The sequence below is a fragment of the Marinobacter shengliensis genome, from assembly GCF_030297115.1.
Classification (GTDB): domain Bacteria; phylum Pseudomonadota; class Gammaproteobacteria; order Pseudomonadales; family Oleiphilaceae; genus Marinobacter; species Marinobacter shengliensis.
Genome location: NZ_AP028062.1, coordinates 3052514 through 3073905, shown reverse-complemented (window position 1 = coordinate 3073905; position 21392 = coordinate 3052514). Strand labels below are relative to the sequence as shown.

At 57.2% G+C, this 21392-nt stretch carries 16 protein-coding genes; 13 read left to right on the top strand and 3 right to left on the bottom strand.

Going from position 1 to position 21392, the window contains the following annotated elements; all coding sequences use genetic code 11:
* Positions 1 to 112 precede the first annotated feature (112 nt).
* From QUE75_RS14030 to QUE75_RS13990, 9 genes are all read left to right on the top strand, one after another.
* The gene (locus QUE75_RS14030) at positions 113 to 733 is read left to right on the top strand and encodes a TetR/AcrR family transcriptional regulator (RefSeq protein ID WP_138437157.1); all 621 of its coding nucleotides are present in this window, start codon (positions 113 to 115) and stop codon (positions 731 to 733) included.
* Positions 734 to 1014: 281 nt separating this feature from the next.
* Positions 1015 to 2079: a hypothetical protein gene (locus QUE75_RS14025; RefSeq protein WP_061331603.1), complete on the top strand. Its 1065-nt coding sequence runs from the start codon at positions 1015 to 1017 to the stop codon at positions 2077 to 2079.
* 63 nt (positions 2080 to 2142) lie between these two features.
* Positions 2143 to 3153, top strand: coding sequence for a putative solute-binding protein (locus QUE75_RS14020; RefSeq protein ID WP_106694973.1), 1011 nt, complete (start codon positions 2143 to 2145; stop codon positions 3151 to 3153).
* A gap of 15 nt (positions 3154 to 3168) precedes the next feature.
* Positions 3169 to 5220, top strand: a complete 2052-nt coding sequence (locus QUE75_RS14015; protein ID WP_286251086.1) for a TRAP transporter large permease subunit — start codon at positions 3169 to 3171, stop codon at positions 5218 to 5220.
* 302 nt (positions 5221 to 5522) lie between these two features.
* Positions 5523 to 6461 carry a hypothetical protein gene (locus tag QUE75_RS14010; RefSeq protein ID WP_286251084.1) on the top strand — a complete coding sequence of 313 codons (939 nt, stop codon included), beginning with the start codon at positions 5523 to 5525 and terminating at the stop codon, positions 6459 to 6461.
* Positions 6462 to 6497: 36 nt separating this feature from the next.
* A complete protein-coding gene (locus QUE75_RS14005; protein ID WP_286251082.1) occupies positions 6498 to 8153 on the top strand; it encodes a S8 family serine peptidase in 1656 nt (551 codons plus the stop codon).
* Positions 8150 to 8647 (top strand): protease complex subunit PrcB family protein, encoded by a 498-nt coding sequence (locus tag QUE75_RS14000; protein ID WP_061331600.1) that lies wholly within the window; start codon positions 8150 to 8152, stop codon positions 8645 to 8647. Before QUE75_RS14005 ends, QUE75_RS14000 begins: the two co-directional genes overlap by 4 nt.
* A 100-nt stretch (positions 8648 to 8747) precedes the next feature.
* Entirely contained in the window at positions 8748 to 10643 is a 1896-nt protein-coding gene (gene parE / locus QUE75_RS13995) for a DNA topoisomerase IV subunit B (protein WP_061331599.1), read from the top strand.
* 95 nt (positions 10644 to 10738) lie between these two features.
* Entirely contained in the window at positions 10739 to 12505 is a 1767-nt protein-coding gene (locus tag QUE75_RS13990; protein ID WP_061331598.1) for an SLC13 family permease, read from the top strand.
* Here the strand turns inward: QUE75_RS13990 and QUE75_RS13985 are convergent.
* Positions 12493 to 13776: an EAL domain-containing protein gene (locus QUE75_RS13985; RefSeq protein ID WP_061331597.1), complete on the bottom strand. Its 1284-nt coding sequence runs from the start codon at positions 13774 to 13776 to the stop codon at positions 12493 to 12495. The genes QUE75_RS13990 and QUE75_RS13985 overlap by 13 nt on opposite strands.
* A gap of 598 nt (positions 13777 to 14374) precedes the next feature.
* On the opposite strand from QUE75_RS13985, the gene QUE75_RS13980 reads away from it, so the two are divergent.
* A complete protein-coding gene (locus QUE75_RS13980) occupies positions 14375 to 14923 on the top strand; it encodes a cytochrome b (protein WP_061331596.1) in 549 nt (182 codons plus the stop codon).
* Between the two features lie 51 nt (positions 14924 to 14974).
* Positions 14975 to 15556, top strand: a complete 582-nt coding sequence (locus tag QUE75_RS13975; RefSeq protein ID WP_106694976.1) for a YceI family protein — start codon at positions 14975 to 14977, stop codon at positions 15554 to 15556.
* A 33-nt stretch (positions 15557 to 15589) separates the two neighbouring features.
* Here the strand turns inward: QUE75_RS13975 and QUE75_RS13970 are convergent, their stop codons facing one another.
* Both QUE75_RS13970 and QUE75_RS13965 read right to left on the bottom strand, forming a co-directional pair.
* The gene (locus QUE75_RS13970; protein ID WP_286251073.1) at positions 15590 to 17227 is read right to left on the bottom strand and encodes a methyl-accepting chemotaxis protein; all 1638 of its coding nucleotides are present in this window, start codon (positions 17225 to 17227) and stop codon (positions 15590 to 15592) included.
* A 113-nt stretch (positions 17228 to 17340) separates the two neighbouring features.
* The gene (locus tag QUE75_RS13965) at positions 17341 to 17577 is read right to left on the bottom strand and encodes a hypothetical protein (RefSeq protein ID WP_061331593.1); all 237 of its coding nucleotides are present in this window, start codon (positions 17575 to 17577) and stop codon (positions 17341 to 17343) included.
* A 220-nt stretch (positions 17578 to 17797) separates the two neighbouring features.
* On the opposite strand from QUE75_RS13965, the gene parC reads away from it, so the two are divergent.
* Entirely contained in the window at positions 17798 to 20104 is a 2307-nt protein-coding gene (gene parC / locus QUE75_RS13960) for a DNA topoisomerase IV subunit A (RefSeq protein ID WP_106694978.1), read from the top strand.
* On the top strand, positions 20097 to 21329 hold the full coding sequence (gene serB / locus QUE75_RS13955) for a phosphoserine phosphatase SerB (protein ID WP_286251069.1): 1233 nt from the start codon (positions 20097 to 20099) through the stop codon (positions 21327 to 21329). Before parC ends, serB begins: the two co-directional genes overlap by 8 nt.
* Positions 21330 to 21392: the final 63 nt, after the last annotated feature.

Below are 21392 nucleotides of genomic sequence, written 5' to 3'. Positions count from 1 at the left end.
GCCCGCGTCGGCGGGAAGTTATCCAACGTTGATAATGACAATACCAAGCAAGCGCTTGGTTTGTAAACAGGCAAATCTCGGGTAGAATAAAAAGTCCCACCAAGACAACCGGATGGCCTTTGTGAACCAGAACCAGATTCTTCAGTCCTTGATTGCCGAACAGCTCGTTTCCGACCCTGCCAGTGCCCGCGGGCGCTTGTTAAAGGAAGCCGCCAGGTTATTCCGGGACAAAGGCTATGAGCGCACCACTGTGCGTGATCTGGCGGCAGCCGTCGGCATCCAGTCCGGTAGTCTGTTCCATCACTTCCGAACCAAAGAGGAAATTCTGAAGGCGGTTATGGTTGAGACCATCCGTCTCAATACCGCTTTGATGCAGGCGGCAGCCGACAGCGAGGAGTCCCCCCGGGGCAAGCTTCGGGCGTTGGTGCGAAGTGAGCTGGAATCCATTAATGGCCAGACTGGCGAAGCCATGGCAGTGCTGGTCTATGAATGGCGTAGTCTCTCGGAGGGCTCTCAGGTCCAGGTGCTGGAATTGCGGGAGATATACGAAGGGCTGTGGCTATCTGTTTTGGAGGAGCTTAACGAGCTTGGCCAGCTCAAGGCGGATCCCTTTATCGTAAGGCGGATGTTGACCGGAGCGCTGAGCTGGACGGTGACCTGGTACAAACCCGAGCGCGGTGGACTGACGCTGGACGGGTTGACCGATCAAGTCATGGCGATGCTCGGACTGTAACAACAGGTTACCTTTGGAACTTATTGTTTTATATCAATTAGTTTAAATTTTTGTGCTTTCCTTAGAGGCCATTGGCCCGATCGGCATATAATTTTCGGCATTCCAGCCATTCTTGTCTGACAAAAATCAAAGCATCCTTCGCGTCGTAGAGACCAGTTCCTCGGGGAACAGCCTGGATGTTGGCTGTGAAGGTTCTGGTTCACGGTTTGACGACGCGAATATGTGATAAAAAAACACTCGTCATCCCTTACTGACAAAAACAAAGCAAGACAGGGCAAATTATGTTCTACCCAGAGGTTTCCCTAGTGGGCCGTAGTTCGGCCCTGCTCAAACAGTTCGCACTTGCAGGACTGGCGATGGTCCTGGCCGGCTGCTCCGCCAACCCCATATATACGACGACGGGTATGGTGCTCTCCAGCTACGCAGAGTCTGAGGCAACACCTTATGTGCTGCAGATGTCGGACACTGAAATGGCGTGCGCGCTGGGTGAGGGTACTGATCCTCTCGTCTACTCCTTTTCTCGCGTAACCTCCGCGCCTGACAGCACCGGGTCACTGCTTATGCTGCTGGCCGGCAATTGCATGGAATACCGTGCCTGGAACGCAGAACTGGACTATCTCCGTGCCCAGTACAATGGCGATGTGCCTGCTGCAAAAGACGCCCGTGAGCGCGCCAAGCGTTTGTACGCCACTACGGCCTCGCGCCGATACAATGCCTATCTTCGGGCCATGGCAGCCTACGATTTTGATCCGGCTGCCGAGCCCATCGAGTGCCCTTTCCTGTTTACCGATCAGGACGAACTGACGTTTCTGTTGGGGCTTCTGACCGGTATGCAGGCCATCGTGAACGACTCCAACTCTGGTGCGCTTGCAGGCGTGCCTCGTAATATAGCGCCGAGGGCAGAGCGTGCCGCGCAATGTGTTGACAACGAAAAATGGGGCGGTTTGCCCAATGCTGTTCGCGCGCTGGTCTGGTTGCTGTTGCCCGATACCCGTCCCGAGCTGTCGCCTGACCCTTGGCAGGTGCTTGAGAACAGCTCCGAAATGGGCGTGAATGCGGGTATTCGGGCATCCCACGCGGTTCAGATCGTAGCTGCTGAAACCTTTGGACGCCCTGATGTGCTCGCCGATGCCATTGCGCACTTCGCCGACGCCGACGACCGAATCGACGTATGGGACGATTACCGATTGGTGGATGAAGTGGCTCGAACCATCGTTCAGTTTTCCTCAGACAAGCACTGGACTGCCGAATATGGTCACCGCACGCCGCGCAATTTCTTCGGCAAGATGAGCCCGGAACGCGCCAGAACCAATACCGAAACCATGGACCTGGACGACCTGCTCTGAGAGCAGGCCGCCAGGCCCTGACCCAGTTTCAACGATAAACACAAGAATGACCCGGAGGTCGTCATGATCCGTAAATCCCTTGCCGCTCTGTCGTTGGCCGTTGCTGCTCCGTTGGCATCAGCCCAGACAGTTTCCATGTGTGTGTTTGACGTTATCGGCGCCAACGGCGACGTATACAATCTGGTCAAAGACTACGCCCTGGAAATGAAAGCCCATGGAGTGGACTTCAATCTTCGCCCCTATACCGACGAAGGTGTGGCCGTTGGTGATTTTAACGCCGGCCAGTGTGACGCCGTTGCCGCAACCGATATCCGGACTCGGCCGTTCAACAAGTTTACGGGCAGTGTCAGTGCGGTTGGCGCCATTCCGACCTATGATGATCTGGAAACCTTGTTGGCGACACTGGCCCAGCCCAGGGCGGCATCTCTGATGAAGTCCGGCGGCTATGAAGTGCTGGCGATTGTGCCGGCCGGTGCGGGGTATTTGTTCGTCAACGACCGAAGCATCAACACCGCAAGCAAACTGGCCGGGAAGCGAATGGCCACTCTCGATTATCAGCGTGACGCCATTCATATGGTGAATCACGTTAAGGCAACGGTGGTTCCATCGGATATCACCAACTTCGCTGGTAAGTTCAATAACGGCTCCGTTGATACCGCCTATGCGCCAGCGTTCGCCTATGAAGCCCTCGAGTTATACAAGGGTATCGGTGATAAAGGCGGTATTGTTGACTACCCACTGGCCCAGTTGACTATCCAGATCATTGCCCGCGAAGGCGTTCTGGATGATGACACCGCGCAGAAATCCCGTGAAGTGGCCTGGGATATGTTCCCGCAGGCGATGAACCTGATCGAGAGCCAGGAGAAAGCGATCCCTGAAAAGCAATGGATTCGAATTCCGGACCAGGACATTACTGGCTACCAGGAGATGTTCCGTGAAAACCGTCTGGAAATGCGTGATGGTGTGAACGGTGCACCGAGTGTGTACGACCCACGCATGATGAGTCTATTGAGCAAAATTCGCTGCGCCAGTAACCCGGGCGCGTCTGAGTGCACGGCTGACAACCGGGAATAATCGGAGAGAAAACACATGAACTGGCGCGCGATGACTGCCTCTGGTGCAAGGACGCTCTACCCCGTACACAGGATACATGGGGTTATTCTACTGCTTTTGCTCCTGTCAACTCTGCTGCTGGGCATGGGGAATTCCCTGCACTCCAGAATGTTGTGGATTGGTGAGCAGGTCTGGCCGAACTATTATCTGCTGAACCCGGATGCGACCGAACCCACCTGTAATATGTTCGTGGATGTGGATGCCGAGGTTGAGCGCAGGATTCAGGCTTACAAGCCTGATCCGGACGATTTGTTCAGCTCCCCACCAGACGCGGATGCGCTGAGGCAGTCTCTGCAGAGCAACGTGGCCCTGTGTGAGCAGCGCCACCTGATGTATGCCGAGAACCAGAAGCACGCCACATGGGCACTGGGTGCCTACAAGAGTTTTGAACAGGGACTGGCTGGCTTTCTGCTGGACAACATTGAACTGACCAAGTACCTGTTCATCGCCATGTTTGCCATGGCTGCTGCGATCTCGGCGCTGGACGCGGACCACATTGCCCTGCGGCTGTCCCGCAACCGGTCAGAGTGGCGCTTGAGCCAGGGCGTGCAGTTCATCGTCAACGGTTTGATGGTGCTGTCCCTGAACGCCTATCTCGGGCGATTATCGACATCGCCGGGCACGGAAAACACTATGATTTTGCAATACGCCTGGGCCGGTGTATTCGGAATGTTCATGGTGATCAACGCCATTCGCTTCTTCCACATACCCGAGCGCATGAAGCCCGGCAGCCTGAGCTTGTCATCGAGCCTGGTCATCCCGTTGTATTGCATGATGGGTTTGATAGCCATGTCCTACTTCTTCTTTGTGGACGGCTACACTTCGGGCCTGGCGATCTACTTCGGCATGATGGCGAACCTGTCTTCCATGTTCATCAACATCGGCCTTTATGTGCTGGTGGGCATGATGCTCAAGCAGACCCGCGTGCCGGAATTGCTGCTGAACATCGTCAAGCCGTTCAATCTGCCGGCGCCTATGCTGGCCTCAGTGATTATCTTTGCCACCGCCTTCCCGACGGCGTTCACGGGTGCCTCCGGTATTTTTATTCTTGCCGTGGGTGGTGTTGTGTATGACGAACTGAGAAAAGCGGGTGCCGGGCGGCAGTTGTCCCTGGCGACCACCGCGATGTCAGGCAGTCTCGGGGTGGTGCTCAACCCGTGCCTGCTGATTGTGGTAATCGCAGCACTGAACAAAGAAGTGACCACCTCTGAAATGTACGGCTGGGGCTTCTGGGTGTTCATTCTGTCTGCCAGCCTGTTCTCGTTCATCGTGTGCAAGACCGAAGGTAACTGGAAGCCCAGGCCGGCACCGGGTGCTTTGCGTCTTGCGCTGAAACAACTGTTACCACTGGTACCTTATGCACTGACTGCCGCTGCTGTGATCTTTGCAATCTGGGTGGTCCTGGGCCTGAAGTTCAACGAGTACAGTGCGCCGATGATTCTGCCTTTGGTGATGCTCGCCCTGGTGGTGTTGGACTCTGGAAAGGAGAGTAAGGAACTTTCTGTTTCCCGGATGCAAACGTTCTTTGAACGCAGCAGCAATGCTGCCAGTGATTCAGCCGTTCACATTGGCGCGCTGATGGCCCTGATCGGCTTCTCCATCTGCCTGGGCGGTATTCTGGAGCGCTCCGACATTGTCCATGCGATTTTCCCGGAGACCCTGACCAGCCCCTGGATTGCTATGATGGTCATCGTAGTGATGCTGACGCTGATCGGCATGGTGATGGACCCGTTCGGTGCGGTGATTCTGGTATCGGCCACCATCGCCCAGCCAGCAATACAGATTGGCGTAGACCCGCTGCACTTCTGGATTGTGTGCCTGGTAGCCTTCGAGCTGGGTTACTTGAGCCCGCCTGTGGCCCTGAACCATCTGTTAACGCGGCAGGTGGTTGGTGAGACTGAAGTGCTGGCGGCAGAGCGCACGGGTACTTTCTGGCACCGTTACCAGCGCCTGCTGTTGCCGCTGGCGGTGATGATACCCAGCTTGCTGCTGGTGGCCTTTGTGCCGATGCTGTTCTACGCCTTGTAGTTGCCATGGTGTGTGAAAACCCGTGGAGTTCTGCTTCACGGGTTTTTTTGTTTTGGTTGACCGCAAATGTTGGGGGGAGGGAGAAGGTTGGAGGGGCTTTCTGAAACCCTGCGGAGCCATGGATGGCGGAGCGGAGCGTACAGGGATGTATTCACAGCGTGTTTCAGAAAGCCCCTCCAACCTTCTCCCGAGCCAGACTCTCTCGCATTTATGGGAACTTAGGCGAGCTAACTTTGGAACTTTTGACCTATAGTTTGCGTATGGATAAGGAGGTTCATATAAAACAGGCAAAGAGGGTAACCGTGAGAAGAACATTGCCGCAGTATCTTGTGCTTTCGGGAGTGGTGTTGTTCGCAGGATGCGGTGGTGGTTCCGGAAGTTCTGAATCCCAGCCCCCGGCCATTGATCTTGGCCCTTTATCTGGTGTGATCAGTATCGAATCCGGCAGCCGGATTGATCAGGACACGATGGATCAGTTGCGGTTTACCGATGCCAGCCCTGCTTCGGGTGCCCAAACCCTGCCGGCCAGTTTTGTTCTTGCCGGGTTTGTCAGTTCGCGAAATGGTTCCTATCCGTTGCTCAACGGCCAATTGTTCAGTTACGCGGCTGACCCGGTAGATACCTACACCGTGCCGATGGGGCCGGGTGAAACGGTGATTCTGAGAAATTTTGGCGGCCGTGATGGAGTTGCGGAGCTTGAGTTGCGGGTGAGTGGAAATGGAGAGACTCCGCAACCAGAGCAAACCTCCCCGGAAACACCCTCAGTGAGCATCAGGTTGGATGATACTGCTGCTGTAGCCAATTACACGGTTGAAGTCAGTGTGACCGGAGACGGCCCTGCCCGCTACGTGCTGGTCAAAGCCGCCGACACCCAACTCGACAGCCTGAGCCTTGACTGGCCGGATCATCAGTTTCTACCGCAACAAGCCATCGTCACGCTGGATTCCAGTGCCCCTGGGGCTATGTCTTCAATGGCCGCCGGCACGGCCAACGCTGAGCGGCACCTGGGCGGCGCGGACTGGTTGATGCGGATGCCTGCCCAGGCGTCTTCCCGTGCTGTCAGTGCGACTCAAATGCAGGCGGAAACCCTGTCCTGGATTACCCAGCTTCGGCAGATGCCGGGTGTCAAAGACGCGGTGCCAAACTATCAGATGTCGAGCATGCAGAGCTCGCCGGTGGATGAACCTCTGTACCGTTTGCAGTGGCACTACGATCTGGTTAACGCGCCGGGTGCCTGGTAGTTGGTGCCTGAAGGCGGGACGACGGCGCGTGTTGCAGTGCTTGATAGCGGGCTTTTTAGCGAAGATCCAGACGCTCGCCCCTGGCATCTGGACCTCGATGAAAATGTGGTCGATGGTAAAGATTTTGTCGATGGCGACGATTTTCCCAGGGATCCGGGTAGCAGCGTTGGCTCCAACGTGTTTCATGGCACTCACGTTGCTGGAACGGTGGCTGCGGTGGTTAATGGTGAAGGCATTGGAGGGGTTGCTTTCGGATCGGCAATTGTTCCTGTCAGGGTTTTGGGAGAAGGTGGAACCGGCTCCTCCACCGACCTGATTGATGCTATTCGTTGGGTGACAGGTCAATCTCCGGTTCTGAACTCTCCCAGGGCTGATGTCGTCAATCTGAGCCTGGGTGGATTGCCCCGAATTCAGGCCCTGGAAGATGCCATCAGCTTTGGGGTTAATCGTGGTGTGATTTTCGTTGGAGCAGCAGGAAACTCTGCGACATCCACACCCTCTTTCCCGGCGGCATCACCCAACGTGCTGGCGGTCAGTGCCGTGGATGCCGCAGGTCGACTGTCGTCCTACTCAAACTTCGGAAGCTGGATTGATCTCGCAGCACCCGGCGGAGATGCCAGCCGGGATGGCAATAACGATGGCCGCGCCGATCTGATCTGGAGTACCAGTGCGGTGGGGCAGGCCGGTCAATTCGTTGCCAGTTATACGGGCTTGCAGGGTACGTCTATGGCCACGCCTCATGTGTCGGGCGTCATGGCACTGCTGAAAGCCCAGAAAGACACCCTCAACTACAGCGAGGTTCGAGCCCTGCTGGAAAGCGGCGAACTCACCGATTATCCGGGAAGCCGAAACGACCAGCTGGGGTATGGCATTCTCGATGCCGCCAAGGCGCTTCAGGCGAATCTTGAAGGCAACGTGACGATTTTGTCTCCATCACCCTCTCAGGTTTCGCTCAGCAATGAAGGGGTGACCAGCGCAACCGTGGTGCTCAGCCAGATCGGCAGCGGGTCGGTCAGTGACGTAAGTCTGACTAACAACCTCACTTGGATAAACGTCACTCAACCAGAAGAGCGCGATGACGGGCGCTATGTGTTCAATGTCTCGCTGGTAGAGTCGGAGATTGAGCCAGATACGGCTTACCGGGGTGATATCCGTGTGACCTATGACGATGATGAAACTCAGCGCAGTCTGCGCATTCCTGTCATCGCCCAGCTCATCAGCGACGAACAGGCCCGCAACGCCGGCACCCACTTCGTCCTGCTGGTGGATACCACGCCGGATGATGACGGTTTCTATTGGGCCGAGGCCCAGATTGCTGTGGAGGCCTCCAATGGCAGCTACGGTTTCCGCTTTGAATCCTGGGATGGAGAGGAGCCGCGCCGGCTCAATGAAGTCAGTCCGGGCGACTACTTTCTGGTCGCGGGCACGGATATTGATGGCGACGGCATCATCTGTCAGCCCGGCGAGGCCTGCGCGGAATACCCGATTTCCGGTTTGCGGGAGGTGATCACTATTGAGGAAGGCCAAAGCCTTTCCGATCTCCGGATGACCACCAGCTTTACCCGCCCCACAATTTCTGCGGAAACCCCGGACATCTTGCCCAGGCCGGGGTTTCAGGGTTACCGTTTGATCACGCCAGAGCGCGATAGCGCTCGCAATAACAGTGATAACCGACCCAGGACGACACAATGACAGATCGCATTCCCCGGCTGTTTGCCTTGCCGCTGGCAGCGGCCCTGATAACGGCTTGCAGTGCCACCGGCGGTGAAAACGCCGGCATGCAGCCCCAGGTGCGCCAGGTAACCCAGTCTGCCCATTGTGGCCTGACCGGACCAGGCGTCGCGCACGTGCGGACCGGTTCGGAACTGGAGGCATTGCTGGATATTGGCGGGCAGAATATGGCAACCGGTATTATTCGCCAGGTTAATCTTGAGAAAGAGTCACTGGTGATTGTCACCCTGGGCCAGAAGCCAACCGCCGGTTATAGCGTTGGGCTTGAGTCTGCCACGGCGGACAGGAAAACCCTGAAACTGGCCATGAAGGTAAATTCGCCCGCGCCGGACATGATGGTGGCGCAGGTGATTACCTCGCCCTGCGCGGTGCTTGCGGTAGCGGACAGCCAGTGGCAGCGCCTGGAAGTATCCGGGTTGTCTGGAACGCCGTTGTTGAAAGAGCTCGGAAACTGAAACCACTTGGCGTAGCCACAAAACAAACATTGATCTTTCAGCCCGAATCCCTAAGCTATGGCTCAGCTTTAACGACCACTTGCGGAGCCATGCCGTTACTATGAGCCAGCAACAATACAACGCCGATGCCATTGAAGTTCTGAGCGGTCTTGACCCGGTGCGAAAACGCCCAGGCATGTACACGGACACCTCAAGGCCGAACCACCTGGCTCAGGAAGTCATCGACAACAGTGTGGACGAGGCGCTGGCCGGCCATGCCCGCCGGATTGATGTCATCCTGCACAGTGACAACTCGCTGAGTGTGGAAGACGATGGCCGCGGTATGCCCGTCGATATCCACAAGGAAGAGGGCGTTCCGGGGGTTGAGCTGATCCTCTCCCGCCTGCACGCCGGTGGTAAGTTTTCCGAGGGCAACTACAACTTCTCCGGCGGCTTGCATGGTGTGGGTGTGTCTGTGGTGAATGCCCTGTCTACCCATCTGGAAGTGACCATCCGTAGGGATGGACAGGTTCACCGGATGACCTTCGCTAACGGCGACAAGGCATCCGAGCTGGAAGTGATCGATACCGTTGGCAAGCGCAATACCGGTACCCGCCTGAAGTTCACCCCCGATCCGAAATACTTCGACAGTCCCAATTTCTCCGTCAGCCGTCTGCGGCATAACCTGCGGGCCAAGGCGGTGCTGTGCCCGGGCCTGATGGTGACATTCCTGCAGGAAAAAACCGGCGAGAAAGACGAGTGGTTCTATGAGGACGGCTTGCGGGACTACCTGCGTACTGCCCTGGCAGACATCGAAGCCGTGCCGCTTGAGCCCTTCACCGGCAGTTTCTCCGGTAATAAGGAAGCGGTGGATTGGGCGATCCAGTGGCTGCCGGAGGGCGGCGATGCCGTCATGGAAAGCTACGTCAACCTGATTCCCACCGCCCAGGGCGGTACCCATGTGAATGGCTTGCGCACGGGCTTGCTGGAAGCCATGCGGGAATTCTGTGAGTTCCGTAGTCTGCTACCCCGGGGGGTCAAGCTGTCGCCCGAGGATATCTGGGAGCGGGTGGCCTATGTGCTGTCGTTCAAGATGCAGGAGCCTCAGTTCTCCGGCCAGACCAAAGAGCGGCTGTCGTCCCGTGAGGCGGCGGCGTTTGTCTCCGGCGTGGTGAAAGACGCCTTCAGCCTGTGGCTGAACCAGCACACCGATATTGCTGAAGCCCTGGCTGAGCTGTTTATCAGTAATGCCCAGCGCCGGCTGCGGGCCAGCAAGAAGGTGGCCCGCAAAAAGGTGACCTCCGGCCCGGCGTTGCCCGGCAAACTGGCTGATTGCTCCGGTGCCGATACCACCCGTTCAGAACTGTTCCTGGTGGAAGGTGATTCGGCTGGCGGTTCCGCCAAGCAGGCCCGGGACCGGGAATTCCAGGCGGTGATGCCGCTGCGGGGCAAGATCCTGAATACCTGGGAAGTGGATTCCGGTGAAATTCTGGCTTCCCAGGAAGTTCACGACATTGCCGTGGCCATCGGTGTTGATCCGGGCTCAGAGGATCTTACCGGGTTGCGCTACAACAAAGTCTGTATCCTGGCGGATGCCGACTCCGACGGCCTGCATATCGCCACCTTGCTGTGCGCGCTGTTCGTAAAGCACTTCCGACCACTGGTTTCTGCCGGCCATGTATTTGTCGCCATGCCGCCGCTGTACCGGGTGGATCTGGGCAAGGAAACCTTCTATGCCCTCGATGAGCACGAAAAGCAGGGTATTATCGACCGCCTGGCAGCCGAGAAGCGGAAGGGCAAGGTTCAGGTGACCCGTTTCAAGGGCCTGGGTGAGATGAATCCCCTGCAATTGCGCGAAACCACCATGGCGCCAGACACTCGCCGCCTGGTGATGCTCACCCTGGAAGAGGGTGATGACACCGATGAGCGAATGGACATGTTGCTGGGCAAGAAGCGGGCTTCAGACCGCCGGGTTTGGCTGGAAGCCTACGGCAATATGGCGGATATTGCGGTTTGATATTCCCTGCAGTGCTATAAAAATCATTACTTATTCTTTCTCAGAATTGATGAGGGCCGCTATCCTGCCAGTTTTCTAACCGGAATAACCGAGTTATGGACTGGCACGGATGGTTTTCCCTTGGGTTGGCGGGTGCCGCCCTGTTACTGATGAGCTCTGGCCGCTTTGCGCCGCATCTGGTGATGATGGCGGCATTGGTGGTGCTGAGTGCCAGCGGTATCATCGGCCCGGAACAGGCCCTTGCCGGCTTCAGTAATCCGGGGCTGATCACAGTGGTTGCCCTGTTTGTGGTGGCCTCCGGTGTTCACCATTCCGGGGGTGTTGACCTCCTGGTGCACTACATTCTCGGCAGCCCGAAAACCGTTCGCGGGGCCCAGGCCCGCATTGCCTTACCAGTCACGTTGCTCAGTGGCTTCCTGAATAATACGCCGGTGGTTGCCACCATGATTCCGGCCGTTCATGCCTGGTCCCGCAAGATTGGAATTGCCCCTTCCAAGCTGATGATTCCCCTCAGCTATGCCGCCATTTTCGGCGGAACGCTCACCCTGATCGGTACCAGTACCAACCTGGTGGTCAATGGTCAGTACCAGCAGCTGACCGGTGAAGAAGGCTTTTCAATTTTCGCCATTACCCAGGTTGGGCTGCCGGTTGCGATCATCGGGGTTGCTGTGATGTTGCTGGTACTGCCGCGGATGTTGCCAGACCGTAAAGACCAGCAGAAGTTCGGCTCGGTCAAAGAGTTTACGCTGGAAGTGGCGGTCGCGTTCGAGGGGCCGCTGGTCGGCAAAAGCGTAGGTGAGGCCGGGCTGCGGGAGCTGGATCGACTCTACCTGGTTGAAATTGAGCGGGATGGCAGCGTGGTGACGGCGGTGCCATCGGAAGAGCGTCTTCGGGGCGGTGACCGCCTGGTGTTTGCCGGCGATACCCAGGCAATTTCTGATCTGTTGCGGATCAACGGCATCGTGCCTTCGGTGCATGATGATGAGCCGTCTCTCAGCAAGGACCGAGCCGAACGACGTTTGGTGGAGGCGGTGTTGTCGCCCCAGTCAGATGTGCTTGGCCAGACTATCAGGGATGCCCGGTTTCGGGACCGGTACGGTGCCGTGGTACTGGCGGTTGCACGCGGAGGTGAGCGGGTGCCGGGTAACCTTGGCAACATTCGCCTGAAACCCGGTGATGTGTTGTTGCTGGAAGCGCGCCCGGCGTTCGTCAGCCGGCAGCGATACAACAAGGATTTCCTGCTGATCAACGACCTTGAGACAGAAGCGCCGCGCCACGACCGGGCCTGGTTGTCCTGGGGCATTTTGCTGGTGTTGGTCGGGCTTGCCGCCTGCGGCATCATGACGATGCTCAACGCTGCCCTGGTAGGAGCATTCGTGATGATCCTTTCCGGCTGTTGTACGGTTGGCCAGGCCCAGAAAGCGGTAGACGTTCCGGTGATTCTCACGATCGCCGCTTCCTTTGCCATGGGCGGAGCGCTGGAACAGACCGGAGCGGCGAGTTATCTGGCCGGTGCGGTGTTCAGCCTGAGCGATGGCCACACCCTGCTGGCGTTATTGCTGGTTTACCTGGTGGTGTCAGTGCTGACGGAAGTCATCACCAATAACGCAGCCGCCGTCCTGATTGTGCCGGTGGTGCTGTCGCTCACGTCTGCGATGGGCGTGGATTCCGAGCCGTTTATCATTGCGGTGATGATGGCCGCTTCGGCAAGCTTTGCCACACCACTGGGTTATCAGACCAACATGATGGTGTTCGGGCCGGGAGGCTACCGTTTCAGCGATTTTATCCGGGTTGGTTTGCCGATGAATGTCTTTATCGGCCTGGTGACGGTTGGCGTTATTTCTGTGGTTTACGGTGTTTGATGGGGGTTGGCGAGGATATCGCAGCACAAAACCTGCAAACGCCCCTTATGCTGGTAGGCCAGTGACAGGGTGACGCACATATAGGCGCCGGTTACGCACAGGTAGGGTGTTGTAACGTGCAGGTTCTCAGGCTGAGCCAGGGCCTGGCGCAGGTATTGCTGGCGGAACCAGTCGGCGCTGGTGGTGTTCTCCAGCGGCCGGAAACGGGGGTCCCGCTTCTCAATGGCGGAGTCGGAGACCAGGGTGTCTTCAATCTGGATGCCCTTGTCATCCGCGAGATAGCAGCGGGATACGGCGGGGTGGTTCAGCAGTTCAAAGCAGGCCTGTGACATCAGGCTGCCGTCCTGCAGTCGTTCAATGGCCCGCCGGAACGGCCCGTTGAAATAGTTGACCAGTTGCTGTGTGGGGTCCTGGGTGATCTGTTTGCGCTTCTTGTATTCCTGAAGTAATTCTTCGAGGTCTGCGGGCGTGTGGGGCAGTTCCCCGAGTTCAAGGCAAGGGCGCCGGAAATAGAATCCCTGTACAAAGTCCACACCAGCATCGATGGCTATCATGGCCTGATCACGGGTTTCCACGCCTTCCAGTAGTACCAGGCATCCCGACTGGTGAAGCAGTGACACCATGCCATTCAGAATCTGCCGTGCCCGCTGATCGTCAGTGGCGCGGGTCAGCAGCGTACGATCCAGTTTGACGATATCTGGCGACAGGTTCCAGATTCGCTCGAAATTCGAGTGGCCAGCGCCAAAATCATCGATCGCGGTGAGGCAGCCAAGTTTCCGGTAGTAGGCGACGGTATCTTTCAGTCTCTCAGCATCGTCTGTGGGCTGCTCAACAATCTCCATCACAATTCGATGGGGTGGTAGCCCGGTTTTTTTCAGAAGCGCCCCAAAGAACGAATCCGACTGGCTGCCACTGGTCACCACCCGGGGGGATACGTTCAGGAACAGCCAGTTCAGCTGATCTTTTATGCCGCTGTAGTTACGGATATGCAGGTACCGACACAGCCGGTCCAGCAGCAGGTTTTCAGCGTCGGTGTCCGGAAGTTCAAACAGGTGGTTGGGAAGTACAGCCGCGTTGTCGTTGTCGAACGCCCGGATCAGGGCCTCATAACCAACGGTCCGTTTGTGGGAGATGCTGTAAATCGGTTGCAGGGCGGTTCTGAGCTTTAGCCCTCTGAAATCGGCTGTCCAGGTCTCTCCTTGCTGAGTGAGCATGGGCGAGAGCAGGTCCAGTTCTGGCGCTGGCAGGATATCGGTAAGGCTGTGGGACATAGGCGAGTCTGAACCGTTTAACGAACGCATCAGGAGCAGCAGTTGTGGTGCTGACCACTGAACTGTTAGCCAGAGTGCCCACATCCCTGGCACGTTTGCCTGTATTTCAAGGCGTTAACTGTTTAGCTAAAGCGCAGATTGCCAAAAAACAGGAATCATTACCACTGTTTAACCGGTAAAACTCGAAACAGTTTGTGACTTTGTGTTGGTATGGGGAATTCGGGGCGGGGCTTTGGAGAGCAGAACCCCCGGCAGGCCGGGGGTTCAGAATGGAGCATATTAATTGTTGCTGGGTACTACTACGGATTCGTCGAATTCCAGTTCCATGTCGTTTCCTCTCGGTCACTGAGGCCCCCGACGGGGCGAATTAAAGTATGTGAGAAGTTTAGCGTTGCTGTGAATTTGCACAATCCGTAGAACCCGTATTCGACCAAAGTGGCCAGTGCCAACCCTGGTGTCCGCCAGAGACTTGATCAGATAATTTGATGCATCCCGGCAGAATATTTTGATTTTCACCCGGCAGTTCGGGGCCTAGACTGACCTAAACGTATCAGTCGCACAGGGTGGCTCAGTCCAGGGATGGAGGATTTCCCAAATCATGAAATTACGAAATACCAACACCGCCTACGGTCTGATCGCTGTCAGTTTGCACTGGCTGGTGGCGCTGGCGGTCATTGGCCTGTTCGGGCTCGGCTGGTGGATGGTGGAACTGTCCTACTATGACCCCTGGTACCGACAGGGCCCACACATTCACCGGAGCATTGGCATCCTGTTGTTCATAGTGGTGGTGGCCCGGCTGTTGTGGCGAGTTGTGACTCCGCCTCCCAGGCCGCTGCCTGAGCACCAGCGGTGGGAAGTGATTGCCGCCCACGGGGCCCATGGGTTGCTCTATCTGCTTCTGTTCGTAGCCATGATCAGTGGATACCTGATTACCACGGCCGATGGCTCGTCCATCAGCGTATTTGGCTGGTTTGAGGTGCCTTCAGTCACCGGTCGGATCAGGGGGATGGAGGACACCGCGGGTGCGGTCCATTACTGGAGCACCTGGGCACTGGTCGGGCTGGCCGGGCTGCATGCCCTGGCGGCCTTGAAACACCATTTTATTGATCGGGATGCCACGCTCAGGCGCATGCTTGGCCGCGGTTGACGCAGATCCGAAGACCGAAACGATAACCATGACTCACTCAGGGAGAAGACCATGAAAAAACTCTTGCTCGCATCCGCCGTTTCAGTGGCACTGATTGGCACTGCCAATGCCAGCGAACACAGCGGCACCTATGCCTTTGATAAAGAGGGCGCCCACCAGTTCATCACCTTCAAGATTTCCCATCTTGGCTACAGCTGGCTGTATGGCCGGTTCAACGACTTCGACGGCGAATTTGTCTACGACGCCGAGAACCCGGAGAACAGCACGGTCACCGTTACAATCGACACGGCCAGTGTGGACTCCAACCACGCCGAGCGCGACAAGCATTTGCGCAGCAAGGACTTTCTGCACGTGAGTGAGTTCCCGCAGGCCACCTTCAAAAGCAAGCGGGTGGTTGTGGATGACGACGGCGAGGCTGATATCATCGGCGACTTCACCCTGCGCGGCGTGACCCGTGAGATCACCCTGGAAGCCGAAATGCTTGGCCACGGTGAAGACCCCTGGGGCGGCTACCGTATGGGCTTTGAGGCCGAGACCGAATTTCGTCTGAAGGATTTCGGTATTCCGATGGATCTGGGTGAAGCCTCTGAAACCGTTGAAATCAAGATCTCCATCGAAGGCATTCGTCAGTAATCCTGATTGAAAACTCTGTCTCAGGTTCCGGGGTTAAACCCGGAACCTGCCTGTCTGTTGCTCCAGTTCTGAAGCATAGTCCTTAAGTGACTTGCTGATCCCATCGATGGCACGAGAGCGCTCAGCGCTGGCTGCGGCCAGGTCGTTAATGTCGGTAATGCTGCGATTGATCTCGTCCACAACCTGGGTTTGTTCTTCGGTGGCCGATGCCACGCTGGTGTTTACATCGGTGATATTGGAGATCGCCTCCAGAATGGCTTGCAGTTCCTGCTCCGCTTCGGTGGCCAGTTTTTCCGTCTCAGCTGCTTCTTTACTGCCGGTTTCCATCACATTGACCACATCCGAAACGCCAGTCTGCAGTGCTGTGATCATGGTCTGAATATCCTCGGTGGACTGTTGTGTGCGTTGGGCGAGCGTTCGCACCTCATCCGCCACCACCGCAAAGCCCCGGCCTTGCTCACCGGCTCTTGCGGCTTCAATGGCAGCGTTCAGGGCCAGCAGGTTGGTTTGTTCGGCGATACCGCGAATCACATCCAGAACCGAGGTGATGTTGTCAGAATCATCAGATAGCTTGCGGATCACACCAACCGCCTTGGAGATCTGGGCCGCCAGCCGGTGCACCTGCCTGGATGAATTCCGGATGATTTCGGCACTGTTCTGCCCCTTGAGGTCTGCTTCCCGGGTGATCTCGGCCGCCCTTGAGGCATTCCCGGCAACTTCTTCGATCGCGCTTTGCATCTCATTGATGGCCGTTGCCACCATGGTTATCGAATCGGTCTGTCGGGTAACGCCCTCGTTGTTGTCCCGCGCAGCAGACGCCAGTTCAGTGGCGCCCTGGCCCAGATCCCGGCTCAGGGTCTGTATTGAGCCGATCATGCCCTGAAGGTTCTCCAGTACCTGATTGAAACTCCTGGCCAGTTGCCCCAGATCGTCCTCCACGGCCACCGGTATTCGTTGGGTCAGGTCGCCTTCACCCTGGGCAATATTATCGAGCTGGCTGCGCAGGGCTTGAATGGATCGGATGATCAGTCTGAGGAAAATCAGGAACAGGGCAATACTGATAACGATGGCCGCGACCGTGATAACGGTAATGGTTACGGTGCTGGAAGTGCCTTCGGCGCGGGCTTCGGAATAGCGACTCTGGGCCTGTTCATCCGCGTGGCCTTCGGCTCTGTCGTAGAAGGCCCGTAGCCGCTGGAAGAGCCCGATGGTTTCTGTGGCGGCAAGGTTTCTGGCTTGTGTTCCGTCCCCCCGCTCTGCCAGTGCCAGAACCTGGCGCGCAGAGCGCTCCCATTGGTCAAAGGCCTGGTCAAAGCCTCCGGTCACAGAGCTGATCCCTGTGCCTCGGAGCCGCGCTACGCTGTCGGTAAAACGCCGGCGTGCCTGCTCCACGTTCTCCTCGAAATCTGCGATGGCGTCTGTTGTGTCTTCACCATTCAGGGTCTGGTCGACCACCATCATCTGAGCAACTAAAGCCTGATACAGGTCACGGTCACCGTTGAGGATTTCGGCAACGGAAGGCAGGAAGGTGACGGCAATATCTTCGGTGCTTTCCACCAGGTTTTTGGCTGTCAGCATGCCGAATCCACCGGAGACAACCAATGCCAGAGCGGTGATGAAAAAGGGCAGGGCGATCTTGGTGCGCAAACCCAGATTGTTTAAAACGTTCATTCAGCCTCCAGATTATTGTTGTTGCTCTAGAGGCTAAGCGTAGCAGGGGGTGGGGCGTTGTCACCCTGAACATGAGGGTGGAATCTTGATTTAGCTCAGGATTTGATGACGAATCAGGGTTGTTGCACGTTGCCGGATTGTTCACTGGTTCGGCACAGATGCCGTTGGCGCCAGAACTGGGCGATAAAGATGACAACGCCGATGACCAGACCGGCCCAAAGGTAAGGCTCCGGCATCTGGAATGATCCACTGATGGCGAATTCCACCAGCAGCATCAGCGCGACGGCCAGGGTGGCGTTCACCAAGGCTGTCACCAGGGCGTGCCCGCAGGCTTTGAGATTGGGTTTCATAGGTTTCCGCTTGTCAGGGGATAAAACGGCTTTCTATTCACTGTGGCGAGAATACGGTGCACCTTACAGACTCTCCATGCGGGAATTCCGCTATTGGAAATTGGTGTATCGTTGCTTGCGTCCATATAATGTGCGCCACATTGCCCGGTGTTTGTGCCGGGTTATCGGGGCTGCATCAAAGCCGCATTTCAAAACAGGCAGTTAAGGCAAAGAGGCATCTATGCCAGAGTTTCAGACAACGGATGAAGGTTTCGAAAGGGTATCGCTACGGGATTATACCGAGAAGGCCTACCTCGACTACTCCATGTACGTGATCCTGGACCGTGCATTGCCCAACGTAGGGGATGGGCTCAAGCCGGTGCAGCGTCGGATTGTTTATGCCATGTCGGAGCTGGGGCTGAAATCCACCTCCAAGTACAAGAAATCTGCCCGTACCGTTGGTGATGTGCTGGGTAAGTTCCACCCCCATGGTGACAGCGCCTGCTATGAAGCCATGGTGCTGATGGCGCAGCCGTTCTCCTATCGCTACCCGTTGGTGGATGGTCAAGGTAACTGGGGCTCGCCGGACGACCCGAAATCGTTCGCCGCCATGCGTTACACCGAATCCCGCTTGGCTGCCTTTGCCGATGTTCTTCTGGGTGAGTTGGGGCAGGGAACCGTGGACTGGGCGCCGAACTTTGATGGCACCATGGAGGAGCCGTCCGTTCTGCCAGCCCGGTTGCCTCATGTCCTGCTGAACGGCACCACCGGCATTGCCGTGGGCATGGCCACCGATATTCCGCCGCACAACGTGCGAGAGGTCACCGCCGCCTGCATTCGCTTGCTGGATGACCCGGAAGCCACCGTTGACCAGCTCTGTGAACACATCAAGGGGCCGGATTTTCCCACCTATGCGGAAATTATTACCCCCCGCAAGGATCTGATGCAGATCTATGAAACCGGCCGCGGCTCTCTGCGTATGAGAGCGCGCTGGGTTCGTGAAAGTGGCGAGATCGTGATTACCGATCTGCCACATCAGGTATCCGGTAACCGGGTGCTGGAGCAGATTGCCCAGCAGATGCAGGGCAAGAAACTGCCCATGGTGGCGGACCTGCGTGACGAATCCGACCATGAGAACCCCACTCGTCTGGTGATCGTGCCCCGGTCCAACCGGGTGGATCTGGATGGTTTGATGGCGCACCTGTTTGCCAGCACCGATCTGGAGAAAACCTACCGGGTTAACATCAACGTTATTGGTAATGACGGCCGCCCGGGTGTGAAGGGGCTTCGCCAGATTCTGACCGAGTGGCTGGCGTTCCGTAAAACCACGGTTACTCGCCGTCTGCAACATCGCCTGGACAAGGTTCTGGCCCGGTTACACCTCCTTGAAGGCTTGTTGATTGCCTATCTCAACATCGATGAAGTGATTGAGATCATTCGTACCGAAGACAAGCCCAAGGCCGTACTGATGTCCCGGTTTGGCCTGTCGGCCGACCAGGCGGAAGCCATTCTTGAGCTGAAACTGCGCCACCTGGCAAAACTCGAGGAAATGAAAATCCGTGGTGAGCAGGACGAGCTGGCCGCGGAACGGGACGAACTGCAAGCTATTCTGGGCTCGGAAGACCGCCTGCGCGAGCTGATCAAGACCGAACTGCAGCAGGATGCCGAAACCTACGGTGATGATCGCCGTTCTCCGATCGTCGCCCGTGAAGAAGCCAAGGCCTTCAGTGAGATTGACCTGGTGTCCAACGACCCGGTCACTGTGGTGCTGTCGGAGAAAGGCTGGGTGCGGGCTGCCAAGGGGCACGACATTGATCCGTCCGGGCTCAGTTACAAGTCTGGCGACCGCTTTGCGCTGGCTGCCAGGGGCAGAAACAATCAGCAGGCCATATTCCTCGACAGCACTGGGCGTGCCTATGCGCTCATGGCTCACAGTCTGCCGTCTGCCCGAGGGCAGGGCGAGCCTCTTACCGGCCGGATCAACCCACCGTCCGGGGCGACCTTCTCTGGCCTGCTGATGGGAAATCCGGAGCGTAAAGCGCTGCTGGTCACCGACGGCGGCTATGGTTTCGTGACCTCGTTGAACGACATGATCAGCAAGAATCGAGCTGGCAAGGCGGTGGTGTCTGTGCCCAAAGGGGCCCGAATCATGCCCCCTGTGCTGATCCCAGAGACAGCAACAACCCTTTACCTGGCGGCTATATCCAACGAGGGGCGGATGCTGGTGTTCCCGCTCAGCGAATTGCCGGAACTGGCCAAGGGTAAGGGTAACAAGATCATCAGCATTCCCTCTGCCCGCGTTCAGAATCGTGAGGAGTATGTGGTGGCTGCCGCCGTCTTCGGTGAAGAAGACCAACTGGAGGTGAAGGCCGGCAAACGCAAACTGGGTCTGCGTTTTGCAGATCTGGAGCATTATCTTGGTGAGCGTGGCCGGCGTGGTCACAAATTGCCCAGAGGGCTCCAGCGGGTAGACGGCATTGATGTGATTCCGTCTGCGGCCCGTGCCCAGGAAGAAGCTCAGGACGTGGAGGGCGCCGACAGTGAGTGAGCTGGTTCTGGTAAATGTGTCCGGGCGAGATAAGCCCGGATTGACCTCGGAGATCACCGGGATCATGGGGCAGTACGATGTCCGGATTCTGGATATTGGCCAGGCGGTGATTCACGACCACCTGACCTGGGGCATACTGATCGAGATCCCGGATGAGTCGAAATCGTCCCCGGTGATCCGTGACGTTCTTTTTCGACTGCATGCCCTGGACCTTCAGGTGCGCTTTGCCCCCATCACGGTGGAGGAATACCAGGCATGGGCCGAAGGGCGTAACCGGGCCTGCTACATCGTTACCCTGCTATCCCGTGACATCAAGGCCGAACAGATTGCCCGGGTATCGGCCATTACGGCCCGGCATGGGCTGAACATTGACAACATTACCCGCCTTTCTGCACGCCCGTCGCTCAATCAGGGGGAGAACCGCATTGCCTGCGTCGAGTTTTCGGTGCGGGGGACGCCGTCAGACCTGGAACAACTTCGGGCGGACTTCCTGCATATTGCCGGTGAGATGAACGTGGACATCGCCTTCCAGGAAGACTCTATTTTCCGGCGAAACCGCTGGTTGGTGGTGTTTGATATGGATTCCACGCTGATTGAGGCCGAGGTGATCGATGAGCTGGCCCACGAGGCTGGCGTGGGCGAGCAGGTTGCGGAAATAACCGAGCGTGCCATGCAAGGTGAGCTGGACTTCAGCCAGAGCTTTGCCGAGCGACTGGCGCTGCTCAAAGGCCTGGATGAGTCGGTGCTTGAAAGTATTGCCGGTCGGCTGCGTATGACAGAGGGGGCTGAGCACCTGATCCGAAGCCTGAAAGCGCTGGGCTACCGCACCGCGATTCTCTCTGGCGGCTTTACCTACTTTGCCCGCCACCTGCAGCAGAAACTGGGCATTGACTACGTGTATGCCAACGAACTGGACATTGTCGACGGCAAGGTGACCGGCCAGGTCAAAGGCCAGATTGTGGATGGCAAGCGCAAAGCCGAGCTGCTGCTCGAGATTGCCGAAAAAGAGCATATCTCAAGGGAGCAGGTCATCGCCGTGGGTGATGGTGCCAACGACTTGCCGATGCTGAGCCAGGCGGGCCTGGGCGTGGCCTTCCGTGCCAAGCCGCTGGTCAAGGAATCGGCCCGGCACTCCATTTCCACCCTGGGCCTGGACGCCATTCTGTACCTGATCGGTTTTCGCGAAAGTGATACCAATCAGACCCTCCAGAACAGCAGCCTGTGAATGCAAAAAGGGCGAGGTTCTGACACCTCGCCCCTTTTTCCTCTATCCGGAATTGGCGTCCGG

What these genes read in the sequence shown, in the direction of transcription:
- QUE75_RS14030 (WP_138437157.1), top strand. Translation starts at nt 113, where the DNA reads ATGGCCTTTGTGAACCAGAACCAGATTCTTCAGTCCTTGATTGCCGAA.
- QUE75_RS14025 (WP_061331603.1), top strand. Translation starts at nt 1,015, where the DNA reads ATGTTCTACCCAGAGGTTTCCCTAGTGGGCCGTAGTTCGGCCCTGCTC.
- QUE75_RS14020 (WP_106694973.1), top strand. Translation starts at nt 2,143, where the DNA reads ATGATCCGTAAATCCCTTGCCGCTCTGTCGTTGGCCGTTGCTGCTCCG.
- QUE75_RS14015 (WP_286251086.1), top strand. Translation starts at nt 3,169, where the DNA reads ATGAACTGGCGCGCGATGACTGCCTCTGGTGCAAGGACGCTCTACCCC.
- QUE75_RS14000 (WP_061331600.1), top strand. Translation starts at nt 8,150, where the DNA reads ATGACAGATCGCATTCCCCGGCTGTTTGCCTTGCCGCTGGCAGCGGCC.
- parE (WP_061331599.1), top strand. Translation starts at nt 8,748, where the DNA reads ATGAGCCAGCAACAATACAACGCCGATGCCATTGAAGTTCTGAGCGGT.
- QUE75_RS13990 (WP_061331598.1), top strand. Translation starts at nt 10,739, where the DNA reads ATGGACTGGCACGGATGGTTTTCCCTTGGGTTGGCGGGTGCCGCCCTG.
- QUE75_RS13985 (WP_061331597.1), bottom strand. Translation starts at nt 13,776, where the DNA reads ATGTCCCACAGCCTTACCGATATCCTGCCAGCGCCAGAACTGGACCTG.
- QUE75_RS13980 (WP_061331596.1), top strand. Translation starts at nt 14,375, where the DNA reads ATGAAATTACGAAATACCAACACCGCCTACGGTCTGATCGCTGTCAGT.
- QUE75_RS13975 (WP_106694976.1), top strand. Translation starts at nt 14,975, where the DNA reads ATGAAAAAACTCTTGCTCGCATCCGCCGTTTCAGTGGCACTGATTGGC.
- QUE75_RS13970 (WP_286251073.1), bottom strand. Translation starts at nt 17,227, where the DNA reads ATGAACGTTTTAAACAATCTGGGTTTGCGCACCAAGATCGCCCTGCCC.
- QUE75_RS13965 (WP_061331593.1), bottom strand. Translation starts at nt 17,577, where the DNA reads ATGAAACCCAATCTCAAAGCCTGCGGGCACGCCCTGGTGACAGCCTTG.
- parC (WP_106694978.1), top strand. Translation starts at nt 17,798, where the DNA reads ATGCCAGAGTTTCAGACAACGGATGAAGGTTTCGAAAGGGTATCGCTA.